Source organism: Pseudomonas sp. FA-1, from assembly GCF_056856075.1.
On sequence record NZ_JBWXTH010000008.1, the window covers coordinates 262,285 to 268,591 of the forward strand.

General features: G+C 62.3%; 6 protein-coding genes. 3 read left to right on the forward strand and 3 right to left on the reverse strand.

Annotated elements, in window-relative coordinates; all coding sequences use genetic code 11:
- Positions 1-79 precede the first annotated feature (79 nt).
- Complete coding sequence (gene hemJ / locus AC1MHZ_RS16515) at positions 80-505, reverse strand: protoporphyrinogen oxidase HemJ (RefSeq protein ID WP_084856133.1); 426 nt, start codon at positions 503-505, stop codon at positions 80-82.
- A 140-nt stretch (positions 506-645) separates the two neighbouring features.
- Here hemJ and argC point away from each other — a divergent pair, with 140 nt between their 5' ends.
- Positions 646-1,680: an N-acetyl-gamma-glutamyl-phosphate reductase gene (gene argC, locus AC1MHZ_RS16520; protein ID WP_482966624.1), complete on the forward strand. Its 1,035-nt coding sequence runs from the start codon at positions 646-648 to the stop codon at positions 1,678-1,680.
- Positions 1,681-1,830: 150 nt separating this feature from the next.
- A complete protein-coding gene (gene erpA, locus AC1MHZ_RS16525; RefSeq protein ID WP_084856129.1) occupies positions 1,831-2,181 on the forward strand; it encodes an iron-sulfur cluster insertion protein ErpA in 351 nt (116 codons plus the stop codon).
- A gap of 59 nt (positions 2,182-2,240) precedes the next feature.
- On the opposite strand, the gene AC1MHZ_RS16530 is transcribed toward erpA, so the two are convergent.
- Both AC1MHZ_RS16530 and AC1MHZ_RS16535 read right to left on the reverse strand, forming a co-directional pair.
- On the reverse strand, positions 2,241-3,332 hold the full coding sequence (locus AC1MHZ_RS16530; protein WP_482966625.1) for an anhydro-N-acetylmuramic acid kinase: 1,092 nt from the start codon (positions 3,330-3,332) through the stop codon (positions 2,241-2,243).
- A gap of 3 nt (positions 3,333-3,335) precedes the next feature.
- Entirely contained in the window at positions 3,336-4,766 is a 1,431-nt protein-coding gene (locus tag AC1MHZ_RS16535) for a peptidoglycan DD-metalloendopeptidase family protein (protein ID WP_368830265.1), read from the reverse strand.
- 213 nt (positions 4,767-4,979) lie between these two features.
- Between AC1MHZ_RS16535 and tyrS the strand changes: the two genes are divergently transcribed.
- Positions 4,980-6,179: a tyrosine--tRNA ligase gene (tyrS, locus tag AC1MHZ_RS16540; RefSeq protein WP_482966626.1), complete on the forward strand. Its 1,200-nt coding sequence runs from the start codon at positions 4,980-4,982 to the stop codon at positions 6,177-6,179.
- Positions 6,180-6,307 lie beyond the last annotated feature (128 nt).

The window sequence follows — 6,307 nt, forward strand, 5'->3', positions numbered from 1 at the left end:
CTAGTGTACAGCTTGGCCAGGGAAGGTGGTGCCTTTTGCTGGCACAGCTCGCCAGGCGCCAGGCCTGGTACGGTCGGCTTCAGAAGGGCTTGACCACCACCAGGATCACGATGCCCAGCAGAAACAGTACCGGCACTTCGTTGAACCAGCGGTAGTACACATGGCTGCGCGTATTGCTGCCCGCGGCGAAGCGTTTGCGCTGGGCGCCGCACATGTGGTGGTAGACGGTCAGCAATGCCACCAGGGTGAGCTTGGCGTGCAACCAGCCTTGGCTCAGCCAGCCGGGGTTGAGGTACAGCATCCAGCCACCGAAGACATAGGTCGCGATCATGGCCGGGTTCATGATGCCGCGGTACAGCTTGCGCTCCATGGTGACGAAGCGTTCCTGGCTAATGCTGTCCTGGCTCTGGGCATGGTAGACGAACAGCCGAGGCAGGTAGAACAGCCCGGCGAACCAGCAGACGACACTGATGATGTGCAGGGCCTTGATCCATAGATAGAGCATTGGGAAGTTCCTTCAGGTTTCACGGTCGTCAGATAGTAAAGGCCAAGCGCCCGGCGGGGCATCCGAAGAGTTGTTACAGAGCCCCCGGCCCCCTATTATCGTGCGTTTTCCAGTTGGCTCGTTGATAAGGGGCAAGCGTTATGATCAAGGTCGGTATCGTCGGCGGCACGGGTTACACCGGCGTCGAACTGTTGCGTCTGCTGGCACAGCACCCACAGGCCGAGGTCGCGGTCATCACTTCGCGCTCCGAGGCGGGTGTGGCGGTCGCCGACATGTATCCGAACCTACGCGGCCATTACGACGGGCTGGCTTTCAGTGTCCCGGACAGCAAGACCCTGGGCGCCTGTGACGTGGTGTTCTTCGCCACGCCCCATGGTGTTGCCCATGCCCTGGCGGGCGAGCTGCTGGCTGCTGGCACCAAGGTCATCGACCTGTCCGCTGACTTTCGTCTTCAGGATGCGGTGGAGTGGGGCAAGTGGTACGGCCAGCCCCATGGTGCGCCGGAGCTGCTCAAGGACGCGGTCTATGGCTTGCCCGAGGTCAACCGCGAGAAGATCCGCCAGGCGCGCCTGATCGCTGTGCCGGGTTGCTACCCGACCGCTACCCAGCTGGGCTTCCTGCCGCTGCTGGAAGCCGGTCTGGCCGACCCATCGCGGTTGATCGCCGACTGCAAGTCCGGTGTCAGCGGCGCAGGGCGTGGCGCAGCGGTGGGCTCGTTGTTCTGCGAGGCTGGCGAAAGCATGAAGGCCTATGCGGTCAAGGGGCACCGTCACCTGCCGGAAATCAGCCAGGGCTTGCGCCTGGCTGCAGGCAAGGATGTCGGCCTGACCTTCGTACCGCATCTGACCCCAATGATCCGCGGGATCCATGCCACCCTTTATGCAACCGTCGCCAATACCAGCGTCGACTTGCAGGCGCTGTTCGAGAAACGTTATGCCGATGAGCCGTTCGTCGATGTAATGCCGGCAGGCAGCCATCCGGAGACCCGCAGCGTGAGAGGCGCCAACGTCTGCCGTATTGCGGTGCACCGGCCCCAGGGTGGTGACCTGGTGGTCGTGCTGTCGGTGATCGACAACCTGGTCAAGGGCGCCTCCGGCCAGGCAGTGCAGAACCTGAACATCCTGTTCGGCCTGGACGAGCGCATGGGCCTGTCGCACGCGGGCCTGCTGCCCTGATCGACGGTCCGAGCCACACAGGATAGGGGCATAACGCCCCCATTTTTGCCGGGCACGACCAAAGCCGCACAATTCTTGACCGATTTTCTCGGAGAAGCGGATAATGCGCGTCATCGAGTTTTATGGCGGCATTGCGCCGGGAGAGTCAACATGAGCGTCGAAACCTTCACCCCCACGGCTTTGGAATTCACCCAAGGTGCTGCGCACAAGGTGAAGACCCTGGTCACCGAAGAGGGCAATGATCGCCTGAAGCTGCGTGTGTTCGTGACCGGCGGCGGCTGCTCGGGGTTCCAGTACGGCTTCACCTTCGATGAGGAAGTAGCCGAAGACGACACCGTGGTCGAGCGCGAGGGGGTTTCCCTGGTCGTGGACCCGATGAGCTTCCAGTACCTGGCGGGCGCCGAGGTGGACTATCAGGAAGGCCTGGAAGGGTCGCGCTTCGTGATCAAGAACCCTAACGCCACCACCACCTGCGGCTGTGGCTCGTCGTTCTCGATCTGAGCCTGGCCTGTAATGAAAACGCCGCGCTTATGCGCGGCGTTTTGCTTTCTGCATGGGCATCAAGCCGGGTAGATCGCGCCGAGTACGCGCAGCCCCTTGGCAGCCGTGACGCTCGGACGGTTGGTTGGAATGCCTTCGAGACAGCAATGGGCCAACCAGGCGAAGGCCATGGCCTCGACCCAGTCCGGATCGACACCGTAGGCTGCGGTGCTGGCGACTCGTGCAGACGGCAGCAAGGCCGCCAACCGCCGCATCAGTGCGCCGTTGCGTGCGCCGCCACCGCATACCAGCAAGGTTCCAGTGTGGGGCTGGGCGCTGCGTAGCGAATCGACGATGCTGCAGGCAGTCAGCTCCAGCAAGGTCGCCTGGATGTCTTCGTCCCGGTAGTTCGGCAGCGCCGCCAGATGAGCGTCCAGCCAGGGGAGGTTGAACACCTCGCGGCCGGTGCTCTTGGGGCCGGTTCCGGCGAAGAACGGGTCGGCGAGCAGGCGGGCGAGCAGGTCACTAGATACGCTGCCGCTGGCCGCCCAGTTGCCGTCGGCATCGTAGGCCTGGCCGCGCTTGCGTTCGATCCAGGCATCGAGCAGTACATTGCCCGGGCCACAGTCGAAACCATGCACTGGCTTGCCCTGTTCGATCAGGCTGAGGTTGCTGAACCCGCCGACGTTGAGGACAGCGACCCCTTGGCCCAGGTGGCCGAACAGTGCCTCGTGGAAGGCGGGTACCAGTGGCGCGCCCTGGCCACCTGCTGCGACATCGCGGCGCCGGAAGTCCGCCACTACGCACACGCCGGTGAGCTCTGCCAACAGGGCCGGGTTGCCGATCTGCACGGTGAAGCCGCGCGCGGGCTCGTGGCGGATGGTCTGGCCGTGGCTGCCGATCGCGCGAATGGCACCGGCATCCAGACCCTGGCTTGCCAGGAGTTGGTGGATGCCATCTGCGGCGAGGGTGGCCCAGCGGTTTTCCGCGAGGCAGGCACGGGCGATTTCGTCAGGGCCGCTGGCGCAGAGGGCGAGCAGGTCCCGGCGAAGGTCGGCGGGCATGGGGATGTAGTGGGTGGCGAGCAGACGGGTCTGCTCGCCTTGGTCGATCAGTGCGATGTCCAGGCCGTCGAGGCTGGTTCCGGACATCACACCTAGATAGAGCGCCATGGGTCAGCGCTTGTTGGCTGCGAGCATGGTGGCCTTTTCCTGGTCCATGCGGGCGATCAGGGGCTTGCTCTGTTGCAGGAAGCGTTGGCGCTCGGCGCGGGCGATCGGGTCGGCCATGGGCAGCTTGCGGCTCAAGGGGTCGACGTGCACGCCGTTGACCTGGAACTCATAGTGCAGGTGCGGCCCGGTGGACAGCCCGGTGGTACCGATATAGCCGATGATCTGGCCTTGCTTGACCGAGCTGCCGGTCTTGATGCCCTTGGCGAAGCCCTGCATGTGGCCGTAGAGCGTCTTGTAGGAGTTGCCGTGGGCGATGATCACGGTGTTGCCGTAGCCGCCGCGACGGCCTGCAAGCAAGACCTTGCCGTCGCCGGCGGCCTTGATCGGGGTGCCGCGAGGGGCTGCGTAGTCGACGCCTTTATGGGCCCGGATTTTGTTCAGGATCGGGTGCTTGCGGCCGGCGGAGAAGCGCGAGCTGATGCGGGCGAAGTCCACCGGCGTGCGGATGAACGCCTTGCGCAGGCTGTTGCCGTCGGCGGTGTAGTAGCTGGTGTTGCCCTGCTTGTTGGTGTAGCGCACAGCGGTGTAGGTCTTGCCGCGGTTGGTGAAGCGGGCGGAAAGGATATTGCCGGTGCCGACCACCTTGCCGTCCATGACCTTCTGCTCGTAGACCACGTCGAATTCGTCGCCTGGGCGGATGTCCTGGGCGAAGTCGATGTCGTAGCCCAGCACCCGCGCCATATCCATGGTCAGGCTGTGGGACAGGCCGGCGCGCTTGGCAGAGGCCGACAGCGAGCTCTTGATCACGCCATGGGCATAGGCGGTACGCACCACTGGCTTGCTGACTTCGCGATCGAAGCTGTAGCCCTTGGCGGTCTTGGTCAGGCGAATGGTCTCGAGGTTGCTGACCTTGCTGTGCAGGCTGGTCAGCTGGCCGTCCTTGTCGAGCTCGAACTGCAGCACCTGGCCATGCTTGAGCCGGCTGAACTGCTTGGCTTGCTTGCCGCTGGCCAGGACGTCATGGACCACATTGCTCGGCAACCCGACCTTGGCAAACAGGGTGGACAGCGTATCGCCGCGGGCAACGGTGACTTCGCGATGGCCGGGAAGCTTGGCGTCGGCGCTTTCCTCCGCCTTCTCCTCGGCAGCAGGCGCTTGCTTGGCGGTTTGCGTGGTCGCAGGCTCCGTGCTCTCGATCTGGGCGAAGGGCGAGCCTTTGTCGCCTTCGGTTTGGACCAGGGGGGCGGCCTTGGACTCGTCCTTCAGCTGTTCTGCCGGGGTCTCCAGCTCGAGGCTGAGGGTGGTCTTCTTGGCCTCGACTTCGCTGGAGGGAAATACCAGCAAAGCCAGGCTGAGCAAGGCGGCGATGCCGCTGGCGGCCAACAAATGGCTTTTCGGATAAAGCGGGGGCGCTTTAGGCGTCTCGTTGGTCATAGGTGAGGTGACTTTGAAAAAAGTGAAATGGAAAAGATGAATGACATGATGAAGATGAAATAACTGTATAAAATATAACCAAATCCATTTTCGCGCAAGGGCGCGTAGACGCCGCGATACACCTTTCGGGTCACATTCCTTTGCGAAACTTGTATTTGACGGCCGATCTTGTATGGTTGGCTCCCCTTGAATCTGAGCCTTGCGGGTCTGTCTATGAAGTCGGTTGAAGAGCAGCTGGCGCTTATCAAGCGCGGTGCGGAAGAGGTATTGGTCGAGTCGGAACTGGTGGAGAAGCTCAAGCGCGGCCAGCCCCTGCGTATCAAGGCGGGCTTCGACCCGACCGCGCCGGACCTGCACCTTGGGCACACGGTGCTGATCAACAAGCTGCGCCAGTTCCAGGACCTGGGGCATCAGGTCATCTTCCTGATCGGCGACTTCACCGGCATGATCGGCGACCCGAGCGGCAAGAGCGCCACGCGTCCTCCATTGACTCGCGAGCAGGTCCTGGACAACGCCGAGACCTATAAGCAGCAGGTGTTCAAGATCCTCGACCCAGCCAAGACCGAGGTCGCGTTCAACTCCACCTGGATGGATAAGCTGACCCCGGCTGACTTCATTCGCCTGGCTTCCCAGTACACCGTGGCGCGCATGCTCGAGCGCGATGACTTCGACAAGCGCTACAGCAGCAATCAGCCGATCGCGATCCATGAGTTCCTGTACCCGTTGGTGCAGGGCTACGACTCGGTGGCGCTCAAGGCTGATGTCGAGCTGGGCGGTACCGACCAGAAGTTCAACCTGTTGATGGGGCGCGAGCTGCAGCGCGCTTATGGTCAGGAAGCCCAGAACATCGTGACCATGCCGCTGCTCGAAGGGCTCGATGGTGTGAAGAAAATGTCCAAGTCCCTGGGTAACTACGTGGGTATCCAGGAAGCGCCTGGGGTGATGTACAGCAAGCTGGTGTCCATTCCCGATACGTTGATGTGGCGTTACTTCGAGCTGTTGAGCTTCCGTTCGATGGACGAGATCAACCAGTTCCGTGCTGATGTCGAGGCGGGCGCAAACCCGCGTGATATCAAGATCAAGCTGGCTGAGGAGATCGTGGCGCGCTTCCATGGCGACGAAGCCGCGGCCAATGCCCACCGTGCTGCGGGTAACCGCATGAAGGATGGCGAGCTGCCGGAAGATCTGCCGGAGGTTGAAGTGGTCGCTTCGGATGATATGCCGATTGCTGCCGTGCTGAACAAGGCAGGCCTGGTGAAGAACTCGGCGGCTGCGCGCGATCTGCTCAATGCTGGCGGGGTCAAGGTGGATGGCGCCGTAGTCGATCGTGGCTTTGTCTTTGCGGTCGGCGCTACCCATGTGTGCCAGGCGGGCAAGAAGGCCTTTGCGCGCATTACCTTGAAAGCTGAGTGAAGATGGCTTCTATATAGAGAAGCGATGGAAGCGGGGAGGTCGGTAGGCCTCCCCGTTTTGTTTTTCGGCGATATTAAAGTTTTTTGAAAATAACGGTTGACGTGCCGTTTCAGGGGCCTATAATGCGC

What these genes read in the sequence shown, in the direction of transcription:
- hemJ (WP_084856133.1), bottom strand. Translation starts at nt 505, where the DNA reads ATGCTCTATCTATGGATCAAGGCCCTGCACATCATCAGTGTCGTCTGC.
- erpA (WP_084856129.1), top strand. Translation starts at nt 1,831, where the DNA reads ATGAGCGTCGAAACCTTCACCCCCACGGCTTTGGAATTCACCCAAGGT.
- argC (WP_482966624.1), top strand. Translation starts at nt 646, where the DNA reads ATGATCAAGGTCGGTATCGTCGGCGGCACGGGTTACACCGGCGTCGAA.
- AC1MHZ_RS16530 (WP_482966625.1), bottom strand. Translation starts at nt 3,332, where the DNA reads ATGGCGCTCTATCTAGGTGTGATGTCCGGAACCAGCCTCGACGGCCTG.
- tyrS (WP_482966626.1), top strand. Translation starts at nt 4,980, where the DNA reads ATGAAGTCGGTTGAAGAGCAGCTGGCGCTTATCAAGCGCGGTGCGGAA.
- AC1MHZ_RS16535 (WP_368830265.1), bottom strand. Translation starts at nt 4,766, where the DNA reads ATGACCAACGAGACGCCTAAAGCGCCCCCGCTTTATCCGAAAAGCCAT.